Raw genomic sequence first — 1,511 nt, forward strand, 5'->3', positions numbered from 1 at the left:
AGCGAGAAAGGCATCCGCTGGGGCGGCCGTCCACTCGCACCGGCAGCTTGAGACGCTCACCCAACCCGGTGATCGTTTCCGGTCACAGCACTAGATGACGGGGGCTTCGGGAGCACGGGTGCCGTAGATGTGCAGGTTGACCAGTAGGTCGTTGTCGGCGCGGTAGATGGAGTTGTACAGGATCGTGTCGTGCAGCCGGATCTCGATCCCGTCGACGGTCTGGAGAGGCTGGTAGAGGGTGAGGGCGTTCCTGGTTCTGGAGACCATGACGTCGCCTCCGACGCCTTCGCCTACTCCGCGGGTGGCGACGTGGGGGCTGGTGGAGTCGCCGAGCAGGATGCGTACCCGTACTCCGGCGGCGGCCCGCTGGGTCAGTATGCGGAGCAGTCCGGCGTCTTCGGCGAGGAACAGGCCGCTGTAGACGAGGATGCCGATCTCGGTCTGGGCGGACTCGAAGAAGGTGCGCCAGACGTTGGCCGGTACGGCCCAGCGGTGCGGGTAGACGGCCTTGATCTCGGTCGACAGTGGCGGGCGTCGGCGGGCGCTTTCGGGCCATAGGTCGTTTTCGTCGACGTGGAGGAGGTCGGCGACGGCGAGGGCGTCCCGGTCTCCGTCACCGCGCACCCGTGCCTGTTCGTCACCCTCACCGCCCCCTCCTTCGGCACCGTGCACACCCGGCGGGAGAAGAATGGCAAGCCGCTGCCCTGCCATGCTCGCCGGGACGCCGAGACCTGCCCGCACGGGCAGGTGATGTCCTGCACCACCCGCCACGGGGCCGAGGAGTCCTGCCTGGGCGAACCTTTGTGCCCGGACTGCTACGACTACACCGGCAGCGTGCTGTTCAACGCCCTGGCCCCGCAACTGTGGAAGTACTTCACCGACGCCCTGCGCCGCCGCGTCGCCAAAGCCACGGGCCTGACGCTGCGGGAGCTGCGTGCCCAGTGCACAATCTCCTTCGCCAAGGTCGCCGAGTACCAGCGGCGCGGGGTGGTGCACTTCCACGCCGTGATCCGCCTCGACGGCCCCGACGGGCCGAATTCTCCGCCTCCGGCCTGGGCCACGGCCGAGGTGCTGGCCGATGCCGTACGGCACGCCGCCCACGCGGCCACCGCGACCACTCCCGCCACCGCCGACGAACCCGCCCGGATCCTGCGGTGGGGGCGGCAGCTCGACGTCCGTGAGATCACCCTGGACGGTGAACTGTCGGACCAGGCGGTGGCCGGTTACATCGCCAAGTACGCCACCAAGGCCGCCGAATGCGTCGGCACCCTGGACCGGCGCATCAACCCCCTCGACGACCTGGAAGCCTTCGACCTGCGCGACCACCCGCGCCGCCTGATCGCCGAATGCATGCGCCTGGGCGACCTCGACGAATACGCCGACCTGCGGCTGACCCAGTGGGCCCACATGCTCGGGTTCCGCGGCCACTTCTCGGGTCTGGCAAGATTTTCGTGATGGGGTGACGGTGAGTGCTCGTGATCATGCGAGTAGGACCCGTTTCCGCAGGAGTG

At 68.6% G+C, this 1,511-nt stretch carries 2 protein-coding genes; one reads left to right on the plus strand and one right to left on the minus strand.

Annotation, left to right across the window (positions count from 1 at the left end):
* Positions 1-90 precede the first annotated feature (90 nt).
* Entirely contained in the window at positions 91-624 is a 534-nt protein-coding gene (locus AB0395_RS48360) for an XRE family transcriptional regulator (protein WP_366295141.1), read from the minus strand.
* Between AB0395_RS48360 and AB0395_RS48365 the strand changes: the two genes are divergently transcribed.
* Positions 574-1,455 carry a replication initiator gene (locus AB0395_RS48365; RefSeq protein ID WP_366295143.1) on the plus strand — a complete coding sequence of 294 codons (882 nt, stop codon included), beginning with the start codon at positions 574-576 and terminating at the stop codon, positions 1,453-1,455. The two genes, AB0395_RS48360 and AB0395_RS48365, sit on opposite strands and share 51 nt — an antisense overlap.
* Positions 1,456-1,511 lie beyond the last annotated feature (56 nt).

The organism is Streptosporangium sp. NPDC051023, assembly GCF_040689595.1.
In the GTDB taxonomy this organism is placed as follows: Bacteria; Actinomycetota; Actinomycetes; order Streptosporangiales; family Streptosporangiaceae; genus Streptosporangium.